General features: G+C 72.5%; 20 protein-coding genes. 9 read left to right on the top strand and 11 right to left on the bottom strand.

The genetic code is table 11. The features are described from left to right. Nucleotides 1-36: 36 nt before the first annotated feature. Nucleotides 37-5352 (top strand): pullulanase-type alpha-1,6-glucosidase, encoded by a 5316-nt coding sequence (gene pulA, locus ACH4RC_RS21275; RefSeq protein ID WP_398203085.1) that lies wholly within the window; start codon nucleotides 37-39, stop codon nucleotides 5350-5352. 55 nt (nucleotides 5353-5407) lie between these two features. Here pulA and ACH4RC_RS21270 read toward each other — a convergent pair whose 3' ends face one another. Both ACH4RC_RS21270 and ACH4RC_RS21265 read right to left on the bottom strand, forming a co-directional pair. Continuing rightward, nucleotides 5408-6721, bottom strand: coding sequence for an SGNH/GDSL hydrolase family protein (locus ACH4RC_RS21270; protein WP_398203084.1), 1314 nt, complete (start codon nucleotides 6719-6721; stop codon nucleotides 5408-5410). Between the two features lie 123 nt (nucleotides 6722-6844). After that, on the bottom strand, nucleotides 6845-7549 hold the full coding sequence (locus ACH4RC_RS21265; RefSeq protein WP_398203082.1) for a TetR/AcrR family transcriptional regulator: 705 nt from the start codon (nucleotides 7547-7549) through the stop codon (nucleotides 6845-6847). 115 nt (nucleotides 7550-7664) lie between these two features. On the opposite strand from ACH4RC_RS21265, the gene ACH4RC_RS21260 reads away from it, so the two are divergent. Continuing rightward, nucleotides 7665-8531 (top strand): NAD(P)H-binding protein, encoded by an 867-nt coding sequence (locus ACH4RC_RS21260; RefSeq protein WP_398203080.1) that lies wholly within the window; start codon nucleotides 7665-7667, stop codon nucleotides 8529-8531. Between the two features lie 116 nt (nucleotides 8532-8647). After that, nucleotides 8648-9430, top strand: coding sequence for a DUF3152 domain-containing protein (locus ACH4RC_RS21255; RefSeq protein WP_398203077.1), 783 nt, complete (start codon nucleotides 8648-8650; stop codon nucleotides 9428-9430). Nucleotides 9431-9451: 21 nt separating this feature from the next. Here the strand turns inward: ACH4RC_RS21255 and ACH4RC_RS21250 are convergent, their stop codons facing one another. Together ACH4RC_RS21250 and ACH4RC_RS21245 are read right to left on the bottom strand one after the other, a co-directional pair. After that, a complete protein-coding gene (locus ACH4RC_RS21250) occupies nucleotides 9452-9922 on the bottom strand; it encodes a response regulator transcription factor (protein WP_398203075.1) in 471 nt (156 codons plus the stop codon). Between the two features lie 89 nt (nucleotides 9923-10011). Continuing rightward, nucleotides 10012-10275, bottom strand: a complete 264-nt coding sequence (locus tag ACH4RC_RS21245; protein WP_398203072.1) for a hypothetical protein — start codon at nucleotides 10273-10275, stop codon at nucleotides 10012-10014. 313 nt (nucleotides 10276-10588) lie between these two features. Here ACH4RC_RS21245 and ACH4RC_RS21240 point away from each other — a divergent pair, with 313 nt between their 5' ends. Genes ACH4RC_RS21240 through ACH4RC_RS21230 form a run of 3 tightly spaced genes read left to right on the top strand, consistent with a single transcriptional unit; the run spans nucleotide 10589 to nucleotide 13730 of the window. Continuing rightward, nucleotides 10589-12088 carry an FUSC family protein gene (locus tag ACH4RC_RS21240; RefSeq protein ID WP_398203070.1) on the top strand — a complete coding sequence of 500 codons (1500 nt, stop codon included), beginning with the start codon at nucleotides 10589-10591 and terminating at the stop codon, nucleotides 12086-12088. Beyond that, nucleotides 12027-12638 carry a nitric oxide synthase oxygenase gene (locus ACH4RC_RS21235; RefSeq protein ID WP_398203068.1) on the top strand — a complete coding sequence of 204 codons (612 nt, stop codon included), beginning with the start codon at nucleotides 12027-12029 and terminating at the stop codon, nucleotides 12636-12638. Before ACH4RC_RS21240 ends, ACH4RC_RS21235 begins: the two co-directional genes overlap by 62 nt. A 57-nt stretch (nucleotides 12639-12695) precedes the next feature. Next, nucleotides 12696-13730, top strand: coding sequence for a lactonase family protein (locus ACH4RC_RS21230; protein WP_398203067.1), 1035 nt, complete (start codon nucleotides 12696-12698; stop codon nucleotides 13728-13730). Nucleotides 13731-13962: 232 nt separating this feature from the next. Here ACH4RC_RS21230 and ACH4RC_RS21225 read toward each other — a convergent pair whose 3' ends face one another. Together ACH4RC_RS21225 and ACH4RC_RS21220 are read right to left on the bottom strand one after the other, a co-directional pair. After that, nucleotides 13963-14898 carry a sirohydrochlorin chelatase gene (locus ACH4RC_RS21225; RefSeq protein WP_398203064.1) on the bottom strand — a complete coding sequence of 312 codons (936 nt, stop codon included), beginning with the start codon at nucleotides 14896-14898 and terminating at the stop codon, nucleotides 13963-13965. Between the two features lie 127 nt (nucleotides 14899-15025). After that, entirely contained in the window at nucleotides 15026-16027 is a 1002-nt protein-coding gene (locus ACH4RC_RS21220) for an N-acetylglucosamine kinase (RefSeq protein ID WP_398203062.1), read from the bottom strand. 125 nt (nucleotides 16028-16152) lie between these two features. Between ACH4RC_RS21220 and ACH4RC_RS21215 the strand changes: the two genes are divergently transcribed. Continuing rightward, nucleotides 16153-16830: a uracil-DNA glycosylase gene (locus tag ACH4RC_RS21215; RefSeq protein WP_398203059.1), complete on the top strand. Its 678-nt coding sequence runs from the start codon at nucleotides 16153-16155 to the stop codon at nucleotides 16828-16830. A 28-nt stretch (nucleotides 16831-16858) separates the two neighbouring features. Here the strand turns inward: ACH4RC_RS21215 and ACH4RC_RS21210 are convergent, their stop codons facing one another. From ACH4RC_RS21210 to ACH4RC_RS21190, 5 genes are all read right to left on the bottom strand, one after another. Then, a complete protein-coding gene (locus ACH4RC_RS21210) occupies nucleotides 16859-17947 on the bottom strand; it encodes a WD40/YVTN/BNR-like repeat-containing protein (protein WP_398203058.1) in 1089 nt (362 codons plus the stop codon). A gap of 92 nt (nucleotides 17948-18039) precedes the next feature. Continuing rightward, nucleotides 18040-20073 carry a dipeptide ABC transporter ATP-binding protein gene (locus ACH4RC_RS21205; RefSeq protein ID WP_398203056.1) on the bottom strand — a complete coding sequence of 678 codons (2034 nt, stop codon included), beginning with the start codon at nucleotides 20071-20073 and terminating at the stop codon, nucleotides 18040-18042. 59 nt (nucleotides 20074-20132) lie between these two features. Next, nucleotides 20133-21035 (bottom strand): ABC transporter permease, encoded by a 903-nt coding sequence (locus ACH4RC_RS21200; RefSeq protein ID WP_398203054.1) that lies wholly within the window; start codon nucleotides 21033-21035, stop codon nucleotides 20133-20135. Further along, nucleotides 21032-21982, bottom strand: a complete 951-nt coding sequence (locus ACH4RC_RS21195; RefSeq protein WP_398203053.1) for an ABC transporter permease — start codon at nucleotides 21980-21982, stop codon at nucleotides 21032-21034. The genes ACH4RC_RS21200 and ACH4RC_RS21195 overlap by 4 nt, the downstream gene beginning before the upstream one ends. Continuing rightward, nucleotides 21979-23829 carry a peptide ABC transporter substrate-binding protein gene (locus ACH4RC_RS21190; RefSeq protein ID WP_398203051.1) on the bottom strand — a complete coding sequence of 617 codons (1851 nt, stop codon included), beginning with the start codon at nucleotides 23827-23829 and terminating at the stop codon, nucleotides 21979-21981. The genes ACH4RC_RS21195 and ACH4RC_RS21190 overlap by 4 nt, the downstream gene beginning before the upstream one ends. A 239-nt stretch (nucleotides 23830-24068) precedes the next feature. On the opposite strand from ACH4RC_RS21190, the gene ACH4RC_RS21185 reads away from it, so the two are divergent. After that, a complete protein-coding gene (locus ACH4RC_RS21185) occupies nucleotides 24069-25343 on the top strand; it encodes an ROK family protein (RefSeq protein ID WP_398203049.1) in 1275 nt (424 codons plus the stop codon). Next, nucleotides 25340-26905, top strand: coding sequence for a M81 family metallopeptidase (locus tag ACH4RC_RS21180; RefSeq protein ID WP_398203046.1), 1566 nt, complete (start codon nucleotides 25340-25342; stop codon nucleotides 26903-26905). The genes ACH4RC_RS21185 and ACH4RC_RS21180 overlap by 4 nt, the downstream gene beginning before the upstream one ends. Nucleotides 26906-26907: the final 2 nt, after the last annotated feature.

Below are 26907 nucleotides of genomic sequence, written 5' to 3'. Positions count from 1 at the left end.
TCCGCAAGAACCCTGATTCCGCGAGGAGTTCACGCCTTGAGCCGCACCCTCTCCACCCCGCACAGACGGACCGCCGCGTACACCGCGGCGGCCGCACTGCTTCTGACCCTGGCCCAGCCGCTCGCGGCCCGCGCCGCCACCCCGCCGGCGCCACCGTCGGACGCGAAACTGGCGGCCGCGCCCGCGCGCCACGACCTCACGCGCGAGCAGTACTACTTCGTGCTGCCCGACCGCTTCGCCAACGGCGACACGGCCAACGACGAGGGCGGACTGACCGGCACGCGCCTCGCCACCGGCTACGACCCCACCGACAAGGGCTTCTACCAGGGCGGCGACCTCAAGGGCCTGACCAAGCGGCTCGACTACATCAAGGATCTCGGCACCACCGCGATATGGCTGGCGCCGATCTTCAAGAACAAGCCGGTGCAGGGGACGGGGGAGAACGCCTCCGCCGGCTACCACGGCTACTGGATCACCGACTTCACGCAGGTCGACCCGCACTTCGGCACCAACGCCGACCTGAAGACCCTCATCTCCAAGGCCCACCGCAAGGGCATGAAGGTCTTCTTCGACGTCATCACGAACCACACCGCCGACACGGTCGACTACACGGAGAAGACGTACAGCTACCGTCCCAAGGGCGCGTACCCGTATCTGGACACGGAGGGCCGCCCCTTCGACGACAGCAAGGGTGTGACGGCCAAGGTCGACGCCGGTTCCTTCCCGTACACGCCGAAGAACACCGGCGAGATGGTCCCCTCCTGGCTGAACGACCCGACGATGTACCACAACCGCGGCGACTCGACCTGGGAGGGCGAGTCGACCACGTACGGCGACTTCTCCGGCCTCGACGACCTGTGGACCGAGCGGCCCGAGGTCGTCAAGGGCATGGAGGACATCTACAAGACGTGGGTGCGGGACTTCGACATCGACGGTTTCCGCATCGACACCGTCAAACATGTCGACCTGGACTTCTGGACCCAATGGGCCACCGCGCTCGACACGTATGCCGCCAAGCACGGCCGCGACGACTTCTTCATGTTCGGTGAGGTGTACTCCGCCGACACCGACGTGACCTCCCCGTACGTCACACGTGGCCGCCTCGACGCGACCCTCGACTTCCCCTTCCAGGACGCGGCCCGCGCCTACGCCTCACAAGGCGCGTCGGCCGACAAGGCGGCCAAGGTGTTCGCCGACGACTACAAGTACGCGACCGACAAGGCGAACGCCTACGAGCAGGTCACGTTCCTCGGCAACCACGACATGGGCCGCATCGGCAGCTTTCTGAAAGCCGACAATCCGGGGGCCTCGGACGCCGAACTGCTGCAACGCGACAAGCTCGCCAACGAGATCATGTTCCTGTCGCGCGGCAACCCCGTCGTCTACTACGGCGACGAGCAGGGATTCACCGGCCCCGGCGGCGACAAGGACTCCCGGCAGACGATGTTCGGCTCGAAGGTCGCCGACTACCTCGACGACGACGAGATCGGCACCGCCCGCACCCACGCCGACGACGCCTACGACACCGGGCACCCGCTCTACAAGGCGATCGCCGCGCTGTCGAAGCTGCGCAAGGACAACCCGGCGCTCGCCGACGGCGCGCAGCGCGAGCTGTACGCCAAGGACTCGGTGTATGCCTTCTCGCGTACGGGCGCGGACCGCGAGTACGTCGTGGCGGTCAACAACGCGACGACCGCGAAGACGGTCGAGCTGCCGGTCGAGTCCGCCGAGTTCCGCGCGCTGTACGGCGGTTCGGGCGCGGTGAAGGCGTCCGGCGGTTCCGTCGAGGTGACGGTTCCCGCCCTGTCGTCGCTCGTCCTGCGGGCCGACGGCAAGCTCCCGGCGCCCGCCGCGAAGCCCATGCTGTCGCTGACGGCCCCGGCCGCCGGCGCCACCGGCACGGTCACCCTCTCCGCCGACCCCGGAGCCACCGCCTCCGCGCGCGTGGTCTTCGCCGCGCAGACCGGCAACGGCGCCTGGAAGACGCTCGGCTCCGTCGACCACGCCCCGTACCGCATCACCCAGTACCTGCCGGAGACGGTGGAGGCCGGGACGCCGCTGCGGTACAAGGCTGTCGTGGTGGACCGCGCCGGACGCACCGCGAGCGCCCTCGCCTCCTCGACGGCGGGGCAGCCGCCCGCGCCCGGGAGGCCGACGGCGGTCGACCGTGACTACGCCGTCGTCCACTACAGGCGCGCGGACGGCGACTACGACGGCTGGGCGCTCAAGTCCGGCAGCGGAAGCGGGCAGTTCACCGGCCGGGACGCCTTCGGCGCCTTCGCCTGGCTGAAGGTCCCGGACGGCGCCAGTTCGGTGACGTACACCGTCGAGAAGGATGGCTCCGCGGACGGGCCGCAGCGCACCGTCGACCTGGCGAAGACCGGTGAGGTCTGGGTCGAGCAGGGCGAGGACGACCAGGCGACGGCCAAGCCGGACGGGGTCTATCCGCCGCAGGACGAGAAGAAGGCCGTCATCCACGTCCACCGCGCGGACGGTGACTACGACGGCTGGGGCCTGCACACCTGGACCGGCGCCGCGACCCCGACCGACTGGGCGAAGCCGCTCCGGCCGACGGGCGAGGACGCGTACGGCCTGACCTTCGAGGTGCCGCTCGCCGACGGGGCGACCACCCTCAACTACATCGTCCACAAGGGCGACGAGAAGGACATCGCCACCGACCGTGTCCTCGACTTCGCCACGTACGGCAAGGAGGTGTGGCTCAACGCGGGGGAGACTCCCTATCTGCTCCCGTCGGCCGGCTCGGGCGGTGACCTCGATCTGTCGAAGTCAGAGGCGCAGTGGATCGACGCCGACACCGTCGTCTGGAAGGTGACGGCCACCGCCGCCACCAGCCAGCAGCTCATCTACGCGCCCGAGGGCGGCATCACCGTCCAGGACGGTGCGCTGAGCAGCGAGGGGCACTGGCTGCGGCTGAGGACCGGTTCGCTGACCGACGCGCAGAAGGCGAAGTACCCGCACCTCAAGGACTACCCGGCGTTCACCGTCGACCCGCGCGACCGCGACCGGGTGCGGGACGCGCTGCGCGGTCAGCTCATCGCGACGCAGCGCGCGGCGAACGGCGCCCTGCTCGCGGCCACCGGCGTCCAGATCCCGGGCGTCCTCGACGATGTGTACGCGGACCGGGCCGAGAAGGCAGCCCTGGGCCCGGTGTTCAGGGGCGACAAGGTCACGCTCTCCGTCTGGGCGCCGACCGCCCGGGACGTACGGCTCGAACTCGGCGGGAAGACGCTGGCGATGCGCCGCGACGCCGCGAGCGGCGTCTGGTCGGTCACCGGGGCCGCGTCGGCCTGGCGCGGCAAGGAGTACCGCTTCGCCGTGACCGTGTGGGCGCCGAGCGTCCAGAAGCTCGTCACCAACGAGGTCACCGACCCGTACTCGGTGGCGCTCACCGCGAACTCGGAGCGCAGCCTCGTCGTCGACCTCGGCGACAAGGCGCTCGCCCCGAAGGGCTGGTCGGGTCTGGCAAAGCCGAAGGCCGTCGCCATGAAGGACGCGCAGATCCAGGAGCTGCACGTCCGGGACTTCTCGGTGGCGGACGGCACGACCCCGGCGAAGGACCGCGGCACCTACCGCGCCTTCACCGACAAGAAGAGCGACGGCTCCAAGCACCTGCGCGAGCTGGCGAGGTCCGGCACCTCGTACGTGCACCTGCTGCCCGCCTTCGACATCGCCACCATCCCCGAGAAGAAGTCCGAGCAGTCCACGCCCGCCTGTGATCTGTCGTCCTTCGCGGCGGACAGCGAGAAGCAGCAGGAGTGCGTCGGCGAGACGGCGGCCAAGGACGCCTTCAACTGGGGCTACGACCCCTACCACTACACCGTCCCCGAGGGCTCGTACGCGAGTGACCCCGACGGCACCCGGCGCACCGTCGAGTTCCGCCAGATGGTGCAGTCCCTCAACGAGGACGGCCTGCGCGTCGTCATGGACGTCGTCTACAACCACACGGCGGCGGCCGGGCAGGACAAGACGTCCGTCCTCGACCGGATCGTGCCGGGCTACTACCAGCGGCTGATGGAGGACGGCTCCGTCGCCGACTCCACGTGCTGCGCGAACACCGCGCCCGAGAACGCCATGATGGGCAAGCTAGTCGTCGACTCGCTCGTCACGTGGGCGAAGGAGTACAAGGTCGACGGCTTCCGCTTCGACCTCATGGGCCACCACCCGAAGGCGAACATCCTCGCGGTCCGCGAAGCGCTCGACGCGCTGACCCTCGAGAAGGACGGCGTCGACGGCAAGAAGATCATCCTCTACGGGGAGGGCTGGAACTTCGGCGAGGTCGCCGACGACGCCCGCTTCGAGCAGGCCACGCAGAAGAACATGGCGGGCACCGGCATCGCCACCTTCGCCGACCGGGCCCGCGACGCCGTGCGCGGCGGCAGCCCGTTCGACGAGGACCCGGGCGTCCAGGGCTTCGCCTCCGGCCTCTACACCGACCCCAACTCCTCGACGGCGAACGGCACAACGGCCGAGCAGAAGGCCCGCCTCCTGCACTACCAGGACCTCATCAAGGTCGGTCTGTCCGGCAACCTCGCCGCCTACGAGTTCACCGACAGCGCGGGGAAGAAGGTGAAGGGCTCCGACGTCGACTACAACGGAGCACCCGCGGGCTACGCGGCCGCCCCCGGCGACGCCCTCGCCTACGCCGACGCGCACGACAACGAGTCCCTGTACGACACGCTGACGTACAAACTGCCCGCGGCGACGAGCACGGCCGACCGCTCGCGCATGCAGGTCCTCGCCATGGCGACGGCCGCGCTCTCACAGGGCCCGGCCCTGTCGCAGGCCGGCACCGACCTGCTCCGCTCGAAGTCGCTCGACCGGAACTCGTTCGACAGCGGCGACTGGTTCAACGCCGTCCACTGGGACTGCCGGGCGGGCAACGGGTTCGGGCGCGGCCTGCCCCCGGCCGCCGACAACCAGGCCAAGTGGCCGTACGCTGCGCCGCTGCTGAAGTCGGTCCCCGTACCGGGCTGCGCCGCCATCAACGGCACCTCGGCCGCGTACCAGGACCTCCTGAGGATCCGCACGGCCGAGCCCGCCTTCCACCTGGGGTCGGCCGGGCAGGTCCAGAAGGAGCTGTCGTTCCCGCTCTCCGGGAAGGACGAGACGCCGGGCGTCATCACCATGCGCCTCGGTGACCTCGTCGTCGTCCTGAACGCGACACCGCAGCGGCGGAGTCAGACGGTTCCCGCGCTCGCCGGGTCCGGGTACCGGCTGCACCCGGCGCAGGCCGGTGGCTCGGACGCCGTGGTCAAGTCGGCCTCGTACGCGAAGGGTTCGGGTACGTTCGAGGTTCCCGCCCGGACGGTGGCGGTCTTCCGCCAGAAGTAGTCCGGTGTGACGACGGTGCCCCCGCCCCGCACGGGCCGGGGGCACCGCCGTGCTCTCACTTGCGCAGAAGGCTCAGCGGGAACGCCGCCGCCATCGCCGCCATGCCCGCGTCGTTCGGGTGCAGGCCGTCGCCGCTGTCGTACGCGGCGAGCAGTCGTCCCGGGGCGGCCGGGTCGCGCACGGCCTTGTCGAAGTCGACGACGCCGTCGTAGGCGCCGCTGGTGCGGATCCAGCGGTTGACGGACTGCCGGGCCGCTTCCCGCTCCGGGGTGTAGAAGCCGAGCGAATCACCCTCGAAGGGCAGGATGGTGGCGCCGAACGCGCGCAGGCCGCGTTGGTGGGCGCGGTGGATCAACCGCCGGTGGCCTGCGATGAGTTCGGCGGCCGTGACCTCCTCGGACGGGGGCGCGGTGGTGCCCGGGTGGCCGAGGTCGTTCACGCCGAGCAGTACCACGACGGCACGGGCGCCCGGCTGGTCCAGCACGTCCCGGTCGAACCGTTTCAGGCCGCTCTCGCCGAAGTACGCGGCGTAGGACTCGGCGGGTGAACCGGCGGGCGGGTTCGGGTCGCGGAGCAGGCGGTTGCCGCCGATGCCCGCGTTCAGGACGCCGGTGGAGGCCAGGCGCCGGTCGCCGCGCAGCCGCTCCGCGAGCAGGTCGGGCCAGCGGTGATCCGCGTCGGTCCGGGTGTTGGAGCCGTCGGTGATGGAGTCGCCGAACGCCACGAGCGCCGCGTCGGCCGTGTTCCTGCGCCGGTCGACGGCGACGCCCGACAGGAAGTAGCGGCTGGTCATGGTGGTGGTCGGGGTCAGATCGGGCTTGCCCGCGACATTGCCCGCCGCGACGAAGCCGTGCTGGAACGCCGAGGAGTGGATCGTGGCGGCCGGGGTGCGGCGCGGCAGATACAGGCTGATCACCAGGGAGCCGCCCGGGGCGGTGGGCAGCGCCACCGGGTCGCTCCAGCGCTGCGCGCCCGGCGCGAGGGCCGCCGAGGAGCGGCCGCCGAAGCGCAGCACCCGGTCCGTGCCCGGGTCGATCGCGGTGGCCGGGCCGCCGGGGGCGCGGTGCGCGACGCGGGCCTCGCCGATCGCCAGCGGGGCCGTGCCGAACTCGTTCGTGAACCGCACGCGGACCGTACGGCCCGCGACGCTGGTGTGCACGATCTGCCGCAGCGTCCGGTCCGCGAAGGACGTGGTGTCGGAGGCGGGCACGCCGGTCGGCGCGGCGGCCCAGGTGCCGATGTACCCGGGGGCGGGGTGCGCCGCGTGTGCGGCGGAGGGCAGGGAGACGGCGGCGAGAAGTCCCGCCAGCGGGAGCGTCAGGAGGGCGAGGGGGCGTCGGGAGCGTCGGGGCCAGAGGCGTCTTCGCATGCATCGTTCCTACGGGTGGGGCGCGGGCCCGTCAATGGCGCCCAGGGGGCGGCCGCCGCGGGGCGATCCGGTCCAGCCATGCGCGCGCGGCGCCCGTAGGGGGTGGTCACTGTCGGGCGACGATCACTGCCGGGCGATCCGGTCCAGCCACTCGCGGAGCAGCGTCCGCTCCGCCTCGGTCAGCGCGGTGGTCTCCGGCAGGGCCGCGCGCAGCGCCACCGCCGCACCGGCCGGTCCCGGTGCCTCGGCCGCGGGCGCGTCGGTGGTGATCGCCGCGATGACGGCCTCGCGCGCGAGCACCGACACCTCCGTGTCACGCAGCTCGGCGGGCAGCGCGAGCAGCGCGAGCGTCACCCCGCTGCCCGCGGCGTGCACGAGCTGCGCCGCGCGCTCCTCCGGAACCCGGAGGCGGCCCGTTCCGGCGATGCGACGGATGTGCGTGGCGAGCACCTCGTAACCGGCGACGGCCGCCGGGGGCGGAACGGTGCCGGGCCGTCGGCGCCCGAACATCAGCAGGTACAGCGCGGGGTTGGCGAGTCCGAAGCCGAGGTGCAGGTCCCAGCCCGCGCGCAGGTCGGCCACCGGGTCGTCGGTGAAGGCCAGCTCCGTCTTGTCGTTGAGATACGCCGCGAAGCCGTCGGCCGCGGCCGCGTCGAGCAGGCCCTGCTTGTCGCCGAAGAGCCGGTAGATCGTCGGCGCCTGCACCCCGGCGGCGGCACCGACGGCCCGGGTCGACACGGCCTCCTCGCCGCCCTCGCTCAGCAGCTTCGCCGTGGCCGCCAGGATCCGTCCGCGGGGGCCGCCCCCGGTGTCTTCGTCGACGCTCATGAGGCAACGGTAACAGGGCGCCGTTAGCACCGTTAGCGCCGTTACGGTATCGGTGCTAACGTCGAATCGTTATCAGTGCTCACCGGTTACTGATCCACCGATTCATGGAGGCGTCATGCTCATCGTCACCGGAGCCACCGGCCGGTTCGGCCGCGAGACCGTCGAGCGACTGCTCGACCGGGTCCCCGCCGACCGCGTCGGCGTCAGCGTCCGCACCCCCGAGAAGGCCCGGGACCTGCGCGAGCGCGGAGTGCGCGTGCGCCGCGGCGACTTCGCGGAGCCCGCGAGCCTCGCCCACGCCTTCGAAGGCGCCGAACAGGTTCTGATCGTCTCCACCGACTCCACCGGCGAGAGCGCCGTCGCGGGACACCGCGCCGCGATCGCGGCGGCCGTGCGAGCGGGCGCCCGCCGCGTCCTCTACACCAGCCACATGGGAGCGGGCGCGACCTCGCCCTTCCCGCCCATGCCCGACCACGCCGCGACCGAGCGGGCGCTGCGGGACTCGGGTATCGCGTACACCGCTCTGCGCAACGGCTTCTACGCGGCGTCGGCCGTCATGATGCTCGGCGACGCCCTGCGCACCGGGCGGCTCGTGGCCCCGCAGGACGGCCCGGTCTCCTGGACGGCCCACGCCGATCTCGCCGAGGCCGCCGCGCTCGTCCTCGCCGGCGCGGGCCGCTTCGACGGGCCGAGCCCGGCGCTCACCGGCGCCGACTCCCTCGACCTCGCCGACATCGCGGCGCTCGTCTCCGACCTCGCCGGACGGACCGTCGAGCGCGTGATCGTCCCCGACGCGGAGTACCACGCGGGGCTCATCGCCCACGGCGCGCCGGCGCCACAGGCGGACCTGCTGCTCGGCCTCTTCCGCGCCGGCCGACAGGGCGAGTTCGCGGCCGTCGACCCCGCGCTCGCCTCCCTCACCGGACACGCGCCGACGCCCCTGCGCGACGTCCTGAAGGCGGCCGTCGCGGCGGCGGGCTGACCGGAGCCGGGCCAACCCGGCGCACCCGACGTACCGGGCGGGCCCGTCGCCCCGGCCGTGACCTGGTCCGAACCAAGTGGCAGGATCATGGGGTTCGCGAACTCAGGGGGGCCAGGGTGAAACGACGGGAACAAGGGCCGCGCCGCGCCGGGAAGGCGCGAAGACGCCTGACGCAGGTGCTGGTGTCGAGCGCGGTGATCGCCGCCGTGTTCGCGGCCGCGGGCGGCGCGTACGCCTACTGGCGCCACAGCAAGGCGCTCGCCATCACACAGTGCGTACGGGACCGGGGCGAGGCGGGCCCGGCCGCGATCGGCGCCGCGCCGGGCGCGCTGCCCGTGGTGGGCCCCGGCACCTTCACCACGGCGCACGGCGAAGGGGACCCGGTCGGCTCCGGACACCAGCTGCGGCGCTACAAGGTGCAGGTCGAGGACGGCATCGGCATCCGGGCCGACGCCGCCGCGCGGGAGATCGCGGGCATCCTCGGCGATCCGCGCGGCTGGAGCCGCGACGGGGTCGACCGGTTCCAGCTCGTCGGTTCGGGGCCGCGGGACTTCATCATCAAGATCGCCACGCCGCACACCGTGGACTGCCTCTGCGGCTCCGCCGGACTGGACACCGGCGGCGAGGTGAACTGCAGCATCGGCCGGTCGGTCGTGGTCAACCTGCGGCGCTGGGTGCAGGGCTCGCCGGAGTTCGACGGGCCCATCACCGACTACCGGGCGCTGATCATCAACCACGAGGTCGGCCACCGCATCGGCCACGGACACGAGACGTGCCCGGCGGCGGGACGGCCCGCGCCCGCGATGATGCAGCAGATCAAGGGCCTGCGCGGCTGCACCGCGAACGCCTGGCCCTACGACCGCGCGGGCACGTACCTGGGCGGCCCCCACGTGTCCTGAGCGCGCCCCGCGCGCCGCGTCTCACATCAGCCCCAACTCCCGTCCCCGGTCCACGGCTTCGGCCCGCGTACGCGCGCCCAGCTTCCGGTACACCGCGCGGGTGTGGCTCTTGACCGTGTTGTACGAGACGTACATCCCGTCCGCGATCTGCCGCAGCGGCGCCTCGAGCTGCAACGCGTGCAGCACCGCCAGCTGACGGTCCGTCAACGGCTCCAGCGCGACGGCTGACGCGCCGGCCGGCCCGTCCTGCCCCGGCACCGAGGCCAGCACGGCGGACGCCTCGTCCCTCAGCTCACGCGCGCTCCGCGCGTCCGTCACATCCTCCGCGATCTCGACCAGGACACCGGCGACCCACACCAGACACGTCGTCACCGCCTCGTCCGCACCCAGTGGACCGCGGCTCAGCGAACGCAAACGGCCGTGCAGATCCGCCACCCGCCCGTCCACCGGCCCGGAGCCGTCCGGCTCCGCGCGCGGCATGTGCGTGTGCATGCCCCCCACCTCCCCATGTGACAGGGCATCTCCCTCATACCGTGAGGGCGGAACGGGAGCCGGGGAAGGGGCTTGTCGGCCCTCTCTGGCTAGGGGCCCGCGTCGCGTGGGCCCGGGAGGCGGCGTACCTCCAGGAGTTCGAGGCCGGACGCCTGGACGCGGTCGAGGATGCCGTACAGGGCCGCCTGGTCGAGCCCGGCCCCGAGGAGGACCGTCTCGGCCGGGTGCAGCACGATCGTCAGCTCGCCGAACTCCGCCCGGAACGCCTCGCCGATCCTGCCCCGGACCCGGATCTCGTAGTCGGCGCCCGATGCCGGACCGTCCGATCCGGAGCCCGCCCGCGCCCCGCCCATGGCGCCACCTCCCGTTACGAAAGCCCGGCCCGGGGACGACCCTGCCGCGCGACCGGGACGTACCGCATCACCTTGTGCGGGTGACACAGGGCGGGGAGGGCGGACGGGTGGTCCGTTGGCCCGCTCCCGGACGCCGGGAGCGCACCTGTGCCGGGCCAATGGCACAGTACATCCGTGCCCTGTTGAACCATCAGCCCCTCAGGTGCTGCAATGCAACGGTCGATGGCGCTGCGGATCCTCCGGGGATCTCCGCGGCGCCTTACGCATGTCCGGGGCGGAATACGGACCGAAACGGCTGGAAAGGGCGGGGACATTGCTGAAGAGGGCTTTCGTGGCACCGGATCCGGGACGGGCGCGGCTGCGGTTCGCGAGCCGGGCCGTGCTCGGGATCGGGCTCGCCGTGGCGGTGAGCGGGGCGCTGGGCCACGCCTTGACGGCGGCCGTCACGGGCGGCCTCGCCGCGCTGCTCGCCCTGTTCACAGTGACCGACGCGACGGTCCGCGGGCAGGCGGTCACGACGGCGCTCCTGCCCGCCGTCGGCCTCCCCGTCCTCGCGCTCGCCGCGCTCCTCCACGCCCAGCCCCTCGCCCGTGACCTGGTCTTCCTCGCGACCGTCGGGGCGGGCGTGTACGCGCGGCGGTGGGGGCCGCGCGGCCACTCCCTCGGCGTGTTCGGCTTCATGACCTACTTCGCGGCGCAGTTCCTGCACACGACCCCCGGCCGGCTCCCCGAGCTGTACGCGGCGGTGCTGCTCTCGCTCGCCGTCGCCGCGGCGGTGCGGTTCGGCGCGTGGTGCTACGAGCGCCGGGCCCCGGTCCCCGCGCCCGTACCGGTGCCGTTCACCGGGACCGGGCTCGCGCGGATCACGACCCGGCAGGCCGTTCAGGCGACCGCCGGGGCGGGCTTCGCGCTCGCCGTCGGACAGCTCCTCTCCGACCAGCGCTGGTACTGGGCCGTCGGCGCCACCTGGTGGGTCTTCGTGAACACCACCTCGCGCGGCGAGACCCTGGTACGGGGCTTCCGACGCTTCCTGGGCACCGTGCTCGGCATCGTGCTCGGCTTCCTGGTCGCGGTACCGCTGCACGACGAGCCGGTCGCGGCGGCCGTGGTGATCGCCCTCAGCGTCTTCGGGATCTTCTACACGGCCGCCGTCTCCTACACATGGATGATGCTGGCCGTGACCACCATGGCGAGCATGCTCTACGGGCTCCTCGGCGTCCTCGACTCCACCCTCCTCGCCCTGCGGGTCGCGGAGACGGCGGTCGGAGCGCTCGGCGCCGTCCTCGCCGTGCTCCTCGTCCTGCCCGTGACCACGCACTCCGTCACCGACGCCTGGGTCGAACGCGCCCTGCGCTGCGTGCACGCCTGTACCGGCGAGGCCGCCGCCCGCCTCGCCGGTGACGCCACCGCGGACCCGGCCCCGCGCGTCGCCGAACTCGAATCCCTGCTGGCCCGTGTGCGCCTCTCCCTCGCACCCCTCGTCCACCCGCTCACCCCGCTCCGCGCCCGCAAGGGCCGCGCCCGCCGGATCCTCGCCCTCCTCGACGACTGCGCCCGCGAGGTCCGCGGCCTCGCCTCCGTCGCCGCCGACCCCGAGGCCTCCCACGACGCCCGCCTGGCCGCCGCCTGCTGGCGCGTGGAGGCGGCGGTGGAGGCGTTGAGCACCCCGACCCCGTACGAGGCGGGCGCCGACACCGCCCCCCGGGCGCCGGAGGCCGAACCCGTACTGGCCCATCTGCACGCGCTCGAGCGTGCCCTGGTGGAACTGGCGGTGCCGCTGCGCGGGGCGGAGCGGGCGAGCGCGGAGGCGTAGGGCGGGCTGTGCGCGTCCTCGCGGGCCCGGGGCCGCGCGCTGGTCGACGCATCGGGGCCGCCGCGCGCCGACCCGCGATTCCACAGGCTCCCCGCACCTCCGTGACGCACCCTCGGCGGCGTCCGCCACGGCGCCGCCCCCTTCAACGGCTGGTACATGGGCTCAACGGCTGGTACATGGACACCGAGACAGGCGCCCGCAACCTCGCACCGACCGCGGCCTCTGGAAGGACCGCGCCCTGGTCGAGCTCAACCGTGCCGCCCTGCACTCCTTCGACCGCGCGGGCGTCACCGTCGGCGACCACCACACCGAGCCCGAGCGCTTCCTCGCCCACATCGCCCGCGAGGAGACCAAGGGACGCGCAGCCGGCGCCGACCGGTCCCGGATCGTGCCACCGATCTCCGGCTCCGCCACCCGGGTCTTCCACCGCACCTACGACACGACCGAGCGCACCCCGGCCTACGTCCACCATCCCGGCGCCCACGCACGGGCCCGCGTCGAGGAGCGACCCGCGGCACACCGCCCGGCGCCCCTCGACGACCGGCCCTGAACCCGCTGCTACGGTCGGCGCATCGGGCACGCGGCCCGTACGCCGAAAGGGGACACAGTGACCGGCAGTCAGTCAGGACGGGCCTACATCGGATCGTTCACGGCGGCGGGCGGCCCAGGCATCGTCACCGCGACGGTGGACGCCTCCGACGGCTCGCTGACCCTCCTCGGCGCGAGCGACGCCACGCCCGACCCCTCGTACCTGGCCGTCGGCGACGGGCTGCTGTACGCGGTCGGCGAGACGACCGACGGCACGGTCACCGCGTTCCGCACGGACACCACCCCGGTGACCCCGCTCGGCAAGCCCGCCCCGGTCAGGGGTGACGGCCCCACCCACCTGTCCCTCTGGCGCGGCCGCGTGCTCACCGCCAACTACGGCTCCGGCAGCGTCACCGCGCTCCCGCTGCGCGCCGACGGCACCCCGGACGCGGGCGGCCTCGACCTGCTGAAGCACACCGGTTCGGGCCCGCACCCGCAGCGCCAGCAGGGCCCGCACGCCCACCAGGTCCTGCCGGACCCGAGCGGCCGGTGGGCGGTCAGCGTCGACCTGGGCACGGACTCCGTCCGCGTCTGCACCCTCACCGACGGCCGTCTCACCGTCCACCACGAGACGGCCCTGCGCCCCGGTTCGGGCCCCCGCCACCTCGTCTTCCACCCGTCGGGCGGGTACGCGTACGTCCTCAACGAGCTGACCCCGACCCTCACGGTCTGCCAGTGGGACGCCACCGCCGGCATCCTCAAGCCGCTGACCGAGGTCTCCGTCCTGACGGAGGCGCCGCGCGGCGACGCCTACCCCTCCGAGATCGTCGTCTCGCCCGACGGCCGCTTCCTGTGGACGGCGACCCGCGGCGAGGACGTCATCTCCACCCTCGCCCTCGATGCCACCGGCGAGCACGCCACCCTCCGCTCGACGACCCCCTGCGGCGGCCACTGGCCCCGCGACCTGGCCCTCGCCCCGTCGGCCCGCCACCTCTACGCCGCGAACGAACGCTCCGGCGACGTCACGTGGTACGCGATCGACGCGGAGACCGGCACGCCGACGAGAGCGGGCTCGGTACGAGTCCCAGCGGCATCCTGCGTCGCATTCGGCTGATCAACCCCGTCCGGCGCCTGAGAACGACCCCACGACCAAGCCCGTCCGGCGCTTGAGGACGACCCCACGACCAAGCCCGTCCGGCGCTTGAGGACGAGACCACGACCAAGCCCGTCCGGCGCTTGAGGACGAGCCCGAAGGGCGATGATCGAGCCCGGAGGGCGAGCCGAGAAAAGGCCGTCGCACGACGAAGGGCCCGGGACGCACCGTCCCGGGCCCGCCGTCGTACCGGTCAACCGCCGGAGGCAACCGGCTGAGGCGTGATCCCCAGAGCCGCCGTGTACTTCGCGAGCGCCAGCTTCCCCATCGCCGGGTACGCGCCGAGCGGCGCCGCCGAGGCGAGGCCCGCGTCCTTGGCCGCCGCCTCCCACACGCTCGGGTCCAGCTCGGGCCCGACCAGGTACGGCGCGAGCGCGAGCTGCTGGGAGCCGGACTCGCGCAGCTGCTCGGCGGTGGCGGCGATGGCGCCCTCCTCGTCGAGCGCGGCGGCGATCACCGGCACGGCGAGCCGCGCGGCGAGCAGCATCCCGGTGATCCCCGCGGCCTGCACCGCCTCGTCACCGCCCACCGACGCGAGGATGATGCCGTCCGCGGCCGTCGCCACGGTGAACAGGCGGGCCCGGTCGGCGCGGGCGAGCCCGGCCTCCGAGAGCCGTACGTGCAGGGCCTCCGCGAGCAGCGGGTGCGGGCCGAGGACGTCCGTCAGCTCGGCCGCGACGCGGCTCTCGGCGATGCCCTGGCGGACCTCGCGCAGCAGCGCGCTGTCCGGGCCCGCGAGCAGCGGCACGACGACCGCGACCGGGCCCTGGGGCGCGGAGACCTCGACACCGGCGGCGACGGCCTGCTCGTAGCGGGCGGTGCGCTCCTTCGCGGCGTGCGCGAGCACGGAGGCGAGGGAGGGGAACTCGGCGGACACCGGAAAGTCGGTGATCTCCCCGTCGACGAAGCCGACGCGCGCGTCCAGACCGGGAAGCTCGGACCGGGCGATGCTCACGACCTCGTCGGCGAGCATGCGCGTCTCGGCGCTGGGCGTGCCGGGCACGGCCAGCACGAGGGCCGGTGCGCCCTCGGGGGCGGCCACGGGTTCCGGACGGCGGTGGCGTCCGGGCTGGCGAGGTCGCGGCATTCGTACAGGCAGGCCGGAAGCGGGCCCATTGGGGGAGCTCATGGCGCCGCATGCTACTGGCTCTCCCCGCCCCGTCGCTCGGTCAGGGGGCAGCTGAGCGGTATCCGTCCGCGATTGTCCGATCGGTTACGGATGGATCGAGTGTCCTGGTCCGCACAGGTGCGGGAGGTTACGCGACGTGCAGTAGACGTCCCTCCCGCGGCAGCCGGAGAGCGTCCGCCGCGAGGGCGCCCGCGATGATCAGCGATCCGCTCAGCGGGTCACCGGCGGCGGAGACGACGGTGGCACCCGGCAGCTGCTCCGTCAGCTCCGCGCGGAGCGGGCCGAGCAAGGGCTCGCCCATTTTGAACAGTCCGCCGGTGAGGGCGACCTCGCCGCCGTCCGCCGGGCAGACCGCGGCGGCCGCCTCCCCGATGTGGCGCGCGGCGTCGCGCAGGATCCCGGCGGCGACCGGGTCGTGCCCGGCGCAGCGCGCCACGTCCGGGGCGAAGGAGGCGAGCGCGGCCGGCCGGTCGCCGCGCGGGTAGATCCGCCCCGGCAGCTCGCCCGCCGGGCCGAACCGCTCCTCGGCCAGTTCCAGCAGCGCCCCGCTGCCGCCGCGCCGTCCGTCGTGCGCTCGCATCGCCGCGTCGAGACCGGCCCGCCCGATCCAGGCGCCGCCGCCGCTGTCGCCGAGCAGATGCCCCCAGCCGTCGGCCCTGCGCCAGGTGGTGAGGTCGGTGCCGAGGGCGATGAGGCCGGTGCCCGCGGCGACGACCGCGCCGGGGCGCTGTCCGAGCGCGCCCGCGTACGCGGTGACGGCGTCCCCGGCCAACGCGAGCCGCGTGACGCCCAGTTCCCGCTTGAGCGCGTCCGGCAGCTCGGCCCGCAGTCCGTCGCCGAGTGTCGCCATCCCGGCGGCCCCGACGGTCACCGCGGCCAGGACCGGCTCCCCGGCCGCCTTCAGCAACTCCCGCGCCATGGGCAGCAGTTGATCGAGGAGATGCGCCGGGTCGATGCCCGCCGCCACGGTGCGCACGGGCTCGCGGGACGCCGTGGTCCCGGCGCGGAACGGAGCGTCGGCGGGGGCGAGAGCGACGCGCAGGCCCGAGCCGCCGGAGTCGACGCCGAGCACCCAACGCGCCGCGCCCGGCGCCGTGTCGGCGGCCGACGACTCGTTCGCTCTACGCACCCGGTGCCCTCCTGTCCTGTTCGAGGAGGAAGACTAGCGCCGTCGCACCCCTCCCCGTACACCCCTTCCACGCATGGGCCGCCCGGCTGCGGAGCGGCCGCGCCGTGGCAGTAGAGTGACGCGTCGTGGCAGCGCGACCTCTGAACGAACTTGTCGAAGACGGCTGGGCCAAGGCCCTGGAGCCGGTGGCCGGACGCATCGCGGCCATGGGAGATTTCCTGCGGTCCGAGATCGCCGCCGGGCGGACCTACCTCCCGGCCGGGGCGAACGTCCTGAGAGCCTTCCAGCAGCCCTTCGACGACGTACGGGTCCTCATCGTCGGCCAGGACCCGTACCCCACCCCCGGCATGGCGATCGGCCTGAGCTTCGCGGTCTCGCCCGACGTGCGGACGCTGCCCGGCTCCCTGCAGAACATCTACCGCGAGCTGAACGCGGACCTCGGCCTGCCCCGCCCGTCCAACGGCGACCTCACGCCCTGGACGAAGCAGGGCGTGCTGCTGCTCAACAGGGCGCTGACGACCGCCCCGCGCAACCCCGGGGCCCACCGCGGCAAGGGCTGGGAAGAGGTCACCGAGCAGGCGATACGGGCGCTGGTCGCCCGGGACCGGCCGCTCGTCTCCGTGCTGTGGGGGCGCGACGCACGTAACCTGCGCCCCCTGCTCGGACAGTTGCCGGCGATCGAGTCCGCGCACCCGTCACCCATGTCGGCGGACCGCGGATTCTTCGGCTCCCGCCCGTTCAGCCGCACCAACGAGCTGCTGACGGGGCTCGGCGCGCAGCCCGTGGACTGGCGCCTCCCGTAGCCCCGTCCGGCGCTCGGCCCCTAGGTCCTCACCCCACGACCGCCGCGCGCACGCACAGCACATCCGGCAGGTGGGACGCCACCTGCCGCCAGCTGTCACCGTCGTCCGCCGACGCGTACACCTCCCCGTTCCGGTTGCCGAAGTAGACGCCCGCCGGGTCCGCGTCGTCCGTGCACAGCGCGTCCCGCAGGACCGTGCCGTAGTGGTCGCCCTCGGGGAGCCCTCTGGTCAGCGGTTCCCAGCTCGCGCCCGCGTCCTGGGTGCGGTAGACGCGGCAGCGGCGGTCGGCCGGCACCCGGTCGATGTCCGCGGTGATCGGGAAGAGGTACGCCGTGTCGCCGCGGTGCGGATGCGCGGCGACGCCGAAGCCGAACGTCGACGGCAGGCCCTCACCGATGTCGGTCCACTTCGCGCCCGCGTCGTCGCTGCGGTACACGCCCCAGTGGTTCTGCAGGTACAGCCGGTCCGGGTCGGCCGCGTCCCGCGCCACCTTGTGCACGCACTGGCCGAACTCGGGGTCCGGGTCGGGCAGGAACACGGCGGCCACCCCGGAGTTCGACGGGGCCCAGCTGTCGCCGCCGTCCGTCGAGCGGAACACCCCGGCCGTCGACACCGCCACGGTCACGGCGCGCGGGTCCCGGGCGTCCGTGAGCACCGTGTGCAGGCCCTCACCGCCGCCGCCCGGCACCCACTGGGAGCGCGTCGGATGCTCCCACAGCGGGCGGCACAGCTCGAAGGACTCGCCCCGGTCCACCGAGCGGTACAGCGCCGCCGGTTCCGTGCCCGCGTACACCACGTCCGGCTCGGCCGCGGCCGGGTGCAGCTGCCACACCCGCTCGAGCGAGGCGCCGGTGTCCTTGGGGAACTTCACGGCGGGCGCGGACGGCTCGGTCCAGGTCCGCCCGAGATCGTCCGAGTGGAAGACGGACGGTCCCCAGTGCGCGCTGTCCCCGCCCGCGAGCAGCCGGGGCGTGTCCGTCCGGGTGTCGAGCGCGACGGAGTACACCGCCTGCGCGTTGAAGTACGGGCTCTCGTCGAACTCCCAGGCCCCGCCGCCGCGCCTGCGCCCCAGGAACAGCCCCTTGCGCGTGCCCACCGCCAGCAATACGTCCGTCATGCCGAACACCTCCGAAACGCCGTTGTCTCCAGGTGTCCGACAGTCTGCACCCCACCACTGACAACGGCCGCTCCGAACGGCTGTGTCGCAGGTCAGGCCGGTACGGCGACCCCCAGAGGGAAGTGGCACGCCACCTGGTGACCGGGGGAGTCCGGGCTGGACACGGGCGGCTCGGCCGTCGCGCAGACGTCCTGTGCGATCGGGCACCGCGTACGGAACCGGCAGCCGGACGGGGGCCGCGCGGCCGACGGCGTCTCGCCCGTCAGCGGCGTACCCGAGGCGCCGGCCTCCGGGTCGGGCACGTTGACCGTGTCGAGAAGACCCCGCGTGTACGGGTGCAGCGGCCGGTTGTAGACCCGCTCGGCCGGGCCGACCTCCACCAGCTTGCCGAGGTACATGACGCCGACCGTGTCGGCGAGGTAGCGGACCACGGCCAGGTCGTGCGAGATGAACAGGTACGTCAGGCCGCGCTCGCGCTGCAGCTCCCGCATCAGGTTGAGGATCTGCGCCTGCACGGACACGTCGAGCGCGGAGACCGGCTCGTCGGCCACCACCAGCTCCGGCGAGAGCGTCAACGCCCGCGCCAGTCCGAGGCGTTGGCGCTGGCCGCCGGAGAACTCGTGCGGGTAGCGGTGGACCGCGCCGCGCGGCAGACCCACCGCGTCGAGCAGCTCACCGATGAGCTTCTCCTGCTCGGCGCGGTTGCCGACGCCCTGGATGACGAGCGGTTCGCGCAGGATCTCGCCGACGCGCATGCGCGGGTCCATCGCCGCCGTCGAGTCCTGGAACATGAGCTGGACGCGCTTGCGGTGCGCGCGGCGCTCGGCGCGCGAGAGGTCCGCGCGGTCGCGCCCCTCGAAGCGGACGGCGCCGGACGTCGGCTCCTCCAGGCCCGCGACGATCCGCCCCAGCGTCGTCTTGCCGCAGCCCGACTCGCCGACCATGCCGAACGTCTCGCCCCTGCGCACGGTGAGGGAGACCCCGCCGACCGCGCTGACCGTCCCCTTGGAGCGCGAGAACGGGCCGCCCTTGAGCGGGAACTCCTTGACCAGGGTGTCGAGTTCGACGAAGACGTCGTCGGTGGCGGTCTCCTGGGCGGGCAGCGGTGCGGGCGCCACCACCTCGTCCGGCGCCGCTTCGCGCACGTCGGGCACCGGGTGGAAGCAGGCGAACCGGTGCGCGGCGCCCTGCACCTCGTCCTCGACGAGGAACGGCTCCTTCTCGCGGCACTCGTCGGTCGCGAACAGGCAGCGCGGCGCGAAGCGGCAGCCCGACGGCCGCACCGTCAGGCTCGGCGGCAGGCCCGCGATGGTGTGCAGCTCGGTGTCGTTGTCGGCGGCGCGCTCGGGCAGCGCCGCGAACAGCGCCTCGGTGTAGCGGTGGCGGGGCCGCGCGAAGAGGCCTCGTACGTCCGACTGCTCGGCGACCTGGCCCGCGTACATCACGGCCACCCGGTCGACGCGATTCGCGATGACGCCGAGGTCGTGCGTGACGAGGATCATCGCCATGCCGAGCCGCGACCGCAGGTCGTCGATCAGTTCCAGGATCTGGTGCTGGGTCGTCACGTCGAGCGCGGTCGTCGGCTCGTCCGCGATGAGCAGCTTCGGCTCGCAGACGAGCGCCATGGCGATGGCGACGCGCTGGCGCATGCCGCCGGACAGCTGGTGCGGGTAGGCCGACATGCGCTCGGCGGGCTGCGGCATGCCGACGAGGCGCAGCGTCTCCTCGGCCCGCGCGTACGCCTCCTTCTTCGTGATGTCGCGGTGCAGGATGAGCGGCTCTGCGACCTGCGCGCCGATCGTCATCGTCGGGTTGAGGGAGGTCAGCGGGGACTGGAAGACCATGCCGATGGAGTTGCCGCGGACGTCCTGGAGGACGGGCGCGGGCGCGGCGGCCAGATCGTGCCCGTCGAAGAGGATCCGGCCGCCGGTGACGGTACCGCCGGGCGGCAGCAGGCCGAGCACGCTGAGCGCGGTCATGGTCTTGCCGCAGCCGGACTCTCCGACGACGCCGAGCGCTTCGCCGGGGGCGAGCTCGAGCGAGATGCCGTCGAGGGCGTGGACGGTGCGGTCGCGGGTGGCGATGTCGACCCGCAGGTCGTCGATCCTGAGCAGAGGCTCGGTCATGTCAGCTTCCCTGGAGTCTTCCCTGGCGTCTTCCCCGGAGGGCGAGGAGTGGCTGCTGCTCACTTGCGCAGCCGTACTTCGAAGGCGTCCCGCAGCCCGTCGCCGATGAAGTTGAACGCGGCGACGACGAGGACGATCGCGATGCCCGGCGGGAAGATCAGCCACCAGTAGCCGTTCTGCGTGTAGGTGATGCCGGCGGACAGCATCGAGCCCCAGTCGGCGGAGGGCGGCGGGATGGACAGGCCGAGGAAGGCGAGATAGCTGACGTAGAGGATGGCGTCGGCGATCTGGAACGTGCAGTTGACGATGACCGTGCCGATGGCGTTCGGCACGATGTGCTTGAAGACGGCGCGGGCACCGCCGCCGCCCATCATCCGCATCGCCTGTACGTACTCCCGGTCGCGCAGGGACAGCGCCTCGCCGCGCACCAGACGGGCGGGGGAGAGCCAGGCGACGCCCGCGATGATGAGGATCAGGACGCCCTTGCTGGGCGTGATGATCGCGGCGACGACGACCAGCAGGAACATCGCGGGGATGGCGAGCGCCGCGTCGGTGACGCGCATCATCGCGGCGTCGATCCAGCCGCCGAAGTACCCGGCGACGGCGCCGTACACGGTCCCGAACAGAGTGGCGAGCAGCCCTGCCGCCAGTCCGATCTCGAGCGAGGTCTGCCCGGCGACCATCAGCCGGCCGACCATGTCGTACCCGAGGTCGGTGGTGCCGAGGAGGTGCCCGGAGGCGCCCGGCGAGAGATTCGCCCGGGACAGGTCCGTGTGCACCTGCTCGGTGGAGTGCACCAGCGGGCCGAGGTAGCAGAAGGCGAGCAGCAGCACGAGCAGCACGACACCGGAGAGGGCCAGCTTGTTGCCGGTGAAGACGCGCAGGGTGCGGCGGGCGAGCGACGGGGTGGCCTGCGCGGCCTCCTCGTGCCCCGGCGCCTGGGAAATCACAGCGGTCGTCATGCCACGCTCCGGATCCGGGGGTCGAGGACGGCGTACAGGATGTCGGTGAGCAGTGAGCCGAGGACGGTCGCGATGCCGACGACGAGGGTCACGCCGAGCAGCACGGGGAAGTCCGAGCCCTGCGCGGCGTTCCAGAAGAGGAGCCCCATGCCGGGGTAGTTGAACATCGACTCGACGACGAGTGCGCCGCTGAACAATGACGGCAGGTACAGGCCGAGCAGGGTCGCGAGGGGGATCAGCGCGTTGCGCAGCACGTGCTTGACCATGATCCGGCGGCTCGACTGGCCCTTGGCCATGGCGGTGCGCACGTATTCCTCGGTGAGGTTGTCGAGGACGGCCGAGCGCATGTAGCGGCTGAACATGGCGATGATGCCGAACGCCATGGTCACGACGGGCAGGACGAGGCCGGTGAAGTCGCCGAGGAGCTGTCCGATCGTCTCGCCCTGCGGTGCCTCCGCCGGGAAGACCGGCAGCACCTGGGCGAACAGGATGATCATGATGAGGCCGAGGAAGAACACGGGCGTCGCGTACAGCAGGAAGGCGAGGCCGGTGAGCGCGTAGTCGGAGGCCTTGCCGCGCCGCACCGCCTGGAGCAGGCCGAGCGGGACCGCGATGACGACCGCGAGGATCGTCGAGAGGACGGTGAGGAGCAGGGTCTTCGGCAGGCGCTGCTTCAGGAGGTCGAAGACGGATGAGTTCAGCTTGTACGACTCGCCGAGGTCGCCGGTGAACAGCCGCTTGAGGTACATGAAGTACTGCTCGGGCAGCGAACGGTCGTAGCCCTGCACATGGTTGAAGTGCTCGATCTGCTGCGGGGTGCCCTTCGGGCCGAGGATCGCGCGGGCCGGGCCGCCCGGCAGCAGGTGCAACAGCGTGAAGACGATGAGGGAGACGAGGAACAGGACGACGAGCGCCTGAAGGAAACGCTTGACCAGAAAGCCGGTCACTTCGAGGCTCCCTTCGCGGAGTTCTTGACGTAGTACCAGTGCTGCGGCGCGAAGGTGACCGTCGGGTTCTGCTCGATGCCCCGCAGGTCGTTGCGGATGACGGAGACCTGGTAGGCGGGGTTCGGCATCCACATCACCGGAAGCTGCTCGGCCAGGTACTCGCCGTACTCGTGGACGGCGGTCATGTCGGGCGCGTACTGCACGGCCCGGATGAGCTGGTCGGCCTTCTTGTCGCTGTAGTTGCCGAAGTTGGCGGACGCGCCGGTCGAGAAGAGCTGCTCGCCGCTCGGGTTGAGCGGGTAGTACCAGCTGCCGGCGGTGCCGAAGAACGACATGTCCCAGTCGCAGCCGGAGTCCTTCGCCTCGCAGGGCACGGAGTTGCCGAGCACGGAGTTGAGCGGCTGCTGGCGCACGGTCAGGTCGATGCCCGCCTTGCTGAGCGACGACTTCAGCTCCTGCATCATGTTGGTCGTCTCGGTCGAACCGGACTGGGAGAGCAGGGTCAGCTCCAGCGGATCGTCCTCGCCGATGTCCTTGCCGCACTCGTCGTCCCCGGTGCCGGGCCGAACGCAGCGCGCGACACCGTCGACCGTCTTCCAGCCGTGAGCGCCGAGCAGCGCCTTGGCCTTGGCGACGGAGAACGGGTACTGGTTGTGCTCCATCTCCTCGGACAGGTACTGGCTCTTCGGAGTGACCGGCACCGGACCGAGCGTCGGCGTTGCGCTGCCCTGCCAGATGACCTCGCTCATCGCGTCCTGGTCGACGAGGTGCTGCATGGCCTGGCGGATGTAGAGCTGGTTCATCGCCGGGCCGGCGTGCGTGGAGTTGAAGTTGTAGACGATGTAGGTGGCCGCCCAGCCCTCCCACGGGTCGACGCGGTACCCCTTGTCCTCGAACTTCTTCTTCTGCGCCATCACCGACGGCGGGATGTAGCCGTAGTCGACGCCGCCGGAGCGCAGCACGTTGTACTCGGAGTCGGCGGTGGTGAACGGTTTGAAGACCACCTTGTCCAGGTGCGGGCGCTCGGACTCCGGCCCGGTGTACTTCTCGTTCGGGACGATCGTCACCTGGCCCGTGTCCCGCCAGCCGGCCAGTTTCCAGGGCCCGTCGACCGTCTTCCAGAGCGGGTCGCTGCCGTACGAGCCCAGGCTCTTCGCGTGCTGCGTCAGCCGGGCGAAGACGGCCTTGGCGCCCTTCGTCGTACGGTCGTGGTCGCCGATCGTGCCGCCGTCCTCGGTGGCGTCCCAGGCGTGCTGCGGCAGGGCGCGCAGCAGGTAGAGCTGGTTGGCGGTGAACCAGTCCGGGTTGTACGCGCGGTCGAGGCGCATCCGCACGGTGTGGTCGTCGACGACCTCGAACTTCTCCACGTTGTCCGGCATGGTGCCGACCGAGTAGCTGCCCCAGTCGGCTTTGTTGGCCTTGACGAGGTTGAACCAGAACTCCAGGTCGCGTGCGGTCACCGGGGTGCCGTCCGACCACTTGACGCCCTGGCGCAGCGGCACGGTGACCGTCGTGTTGCCGTCGCTGTACGTGGGCTTCAGGCCGAGCGTGCTCGGTCCTGTCGTCGTCAGCTCGCCCTTCTCCTGCACCGCGTCGTAGACCGGCATGAACAGAAGTGTCTGGATCGCGTAGTTGTAGGAGGCTCCGTAGCCGGGGGCGCCGATCGGGAAGATCCAGTTGGGTGTGGCCGCGGGCGGCAGCGCCATCGTGGCCGTGCCGCCCTCGACGGGGGTGCCCCCGGTGGGGCCCATCGCGATCCGGCCGCCCTCGTGCGTGCAGCCGGTGAGCGCCACCAGCGTCGCCGCGAGGGCGAGCGCGGCGGACGCCATTGACCTGGGGGAACGCATGCCGAAGGGCCTCCAAGGGGACCAAGGGGGGAGAAGTGCCGGCTCCGTGCCACGGTGCGACGGAGGGGCGCCCGAAAGCTAAGTCGGCCGTTCGAATCAAGTCAATAGGTTCATTCGGAAAGTACTTCAAAATCGGCGGAGGTCTGGTCAACTTGGTTCGGTACTGGTTAATGTGCGGTGCGTCATCGAACTAACCAGATCGAACTAAGTCATCGAAGTGACGGAGCTACGGGGGCGGCATGGCCGACACAGCGCACGGCGGCGAGCCGGGTTCGGCGCAGCACATACTCGGGCTCGTCTCGTCCGGCGCCGCCTCCTCCCGGGCCGATCTCGTACGGGAGTTGGGCCTCGCCCCGTCCACGGTGTCGCTGCGCGTGCAGGAGCTCGTCACGGCCGGGGTGCTCACCGAGTCCGGCGAAGGAGCCTCGCGCGGCGGACGCCGGCCCCGGCTGCTCCGGGTCAAGGCGCAGGGCGGCGTCGCGCTCGCCGCCGACCTCGGCAGCCATCACGCGCGGCTCGGCGCGGTCGACCTCGGCGCCACCGTCCACGACGCCGTCGACCTGCCGCACGACATCACCGCGGGGCCCGAGTCCGCCGTCGACTGGCTGTGCGAGCAGGTGACCCGGCTCGCCGCCGCGCAGCGCGAGTCGGGGCGCACGGTGCGGGCGCTGGGTGTCGCGTTCCCCGGGCCCGTCGACCCCGCCGACGGGCGCGTCCTGAGCCCTTCGCGGATGCCGGGCTGGCACCGCTTCCCACTGCGCAAGGTGCTCTCGGAGCGGCTCGGCATGCCCGTCACCGTCGCCAACGACGCCACGATGATGGCCGTCGGCGAGCACCGCACGACCCGGCCCGGCCTCGATCACATGGTCGTCGTCAAGGCGGGCCGTGGCATCGGCAGCGGCATCGTCGTCGCGGGCCGCCCGCACGACGGCGCGACCGGCAGCGCGGGCGACATCAGCCACGTACGGGTGGAAGCCGCGGGGGAGCGGCCGTGCAGCTGCGGCAACATCGGCTGCCTGGAGACCGTCGCCAGCGGCGCCGCCCTCATCCGCGAACTCGCCGCGCAGGGCGTCGAGGTGGCGGACACGAACGCACTCCTGCAGCTCGTCGCGGACGGCGACCCCCTCGCCACCACCCTCGTCCGCACGGCAGGGCGCCACATCGGCACCGTCCTGTCGGTCGTCGTGAACTTCTTCAACCCACAGGCCGTCGCCCTCGGCGGCGTCCTCGCCACCGCCGAACCCCTCGTCGCCGCCGTCCGGGGTGTCCTCTACGAGCGCTGCCTGCCGCTCGCCACGTCCGACCTGGAGATCACGACCACGACGGCAGGCCCCGACGCGGGCCTGCTCGGCGCGGGCCTGACGGCGCTGCACCAGAACCTCTCGGCGGCCACGCCCCCGGCACAGACCCCCGTACCTCGGGAAGTACCTCAGGAAGTACCTCAGGAAATACCTCAGGAAGTACCTCAGGAAATACCTGGGGAAGTACCTCAGGAAGAGAGCGCCCCCGCATGACCGGCACCACCCCCGCCCCCGCCCGCCGCCTGCGCATCGGCATCGGCGGCATCGGCATCGAGTCCTCCACGTTCTGCCCGCACCGCTCGACCACCGAGGACTTCCGGCAGACCCGCGGCCAGGCCCTGCTCGACCGCTACACGTGGACGCGGGCCGACAGCGACCTCGCCGACTCGGTCGAGTGGGTGCCGCTCCTGCACGCGACCTCGCTGCCCGGCGGCCCCGTGGAGGCCGAGTCGTACCTGATCCTGAAGAACGAACTGGTCACGCGGGTACGGGAAGCGGGCCCGCTCGACGGCCTGGTCTACGACATCCACGGCGCCATGAGCGTCATCGGCCTCACCGACGCCGAGGGCGACCTGACCGAGGCGGTGCGCGCCGCGCTCGACCACGTCGGCACCCCCGACGGCGGCCGCCCCATGATCTCCACCGCCATGGACCTGCACGGCAACGTCTCGCGCCGGTTCGCCGAGCCGATCGACCTGCTCACCGCCCACCGGCTCGCCCCGCACGAGGACGCCTGGGAGACCCGCGAGCGCGCCGCCCGCAACCTCGTGCACTGTCTGCGCGAGGGTGTCCGCCCGCACCGGGCCTGGGTCCAGGTTCCGGTGCTGCTTCCCGGCGAGAAGACCAGCACCCGGCTGGAGCCGGCCAAGTCGCTCTATGCCTCGCTCGCCGAGACCGAGGAGAAGGACGGCGTCCTCGACGCCGCGATGTGGGTCGGCTACGCGTGGGCGGATGAGCCGCGCTGCAAGGCCGCCATCGTCGTCACCGGCGAGGACGCCGAACTCGCCGCCCGCGAGGCCGAGTCGCTCGCCCGCCGCTACTGGGACGCCCGCAAGGACTTCGTCTTCGTCGGCCCGACCGGCAGCGCGGAGGAGTGCATCGAGAAGGCCGTCGCCTCCACCGAGCGGCCCTTCCTGATCAGCGACTCCGGCGACAACCCGACGGCGGGCGGCGCGGGCGATCTCGCGTACATGCTCGGCAAGCTGCTGGCGAACGACGCGATCCGCAGCGGTCGGGTGACGGCCGTCCACCCGGGCATCACCGACCCGGCCGCCGTCGCCGCCTGCTTCGCCGCCGGGGTCGGCGCCGAGGTCACGCTCTCCGTCGGCGGCAAGGTCGACGCGAACCACGGTGGCCCCTACGAACTCACCGGAACCGTCGAGGCGTTGCAGCGCGCGGCCGACCAGGCGTACCCGGCGGCGGGCGGCGCCTACGACCGCGGCGTCGACATGGCGGCCGTCCGCGTCGGCGGCCTCACCGTCGTCCTCGTCGAGCGCCGCAAGCCGTTCCACACGCTCGCCGACTTCACCGGCCCGGCCGAGGGCGGGCTCGGCATCGACCCGCGCCGTTACGACCTCGTCGTCGTCAAGATCGGCTACCTGGAGCCCGAGCTGTACGACATGGCCGCCGACTGGCTGCTCGCGCTCACCCCCGGCGGCGTCGACCAGGACCTGCCGCGCCTGGGACACCACCGGGTGGAGCGCCCGCTGTACCCCTTCGACGAGGAGGCGTACGAGACCGGCGACGGCCCCGATCTCACGCCCGTCCTCCTCTAGGG

The organism is Streptomyces sp. NPDC016845 (assembly GCF_044332585.1).
Taxonomy (GTDB): Bacteria; Actinomycetota; Actinomycetes; order Streptomycetales; family Streptomycetaceae; genus Streptomyces.
The sequence above is the reverse complement of the archived record's forward strand: the minus strand, read 5'-3'. Positions and strand labels throughout refer to the sequence as shown.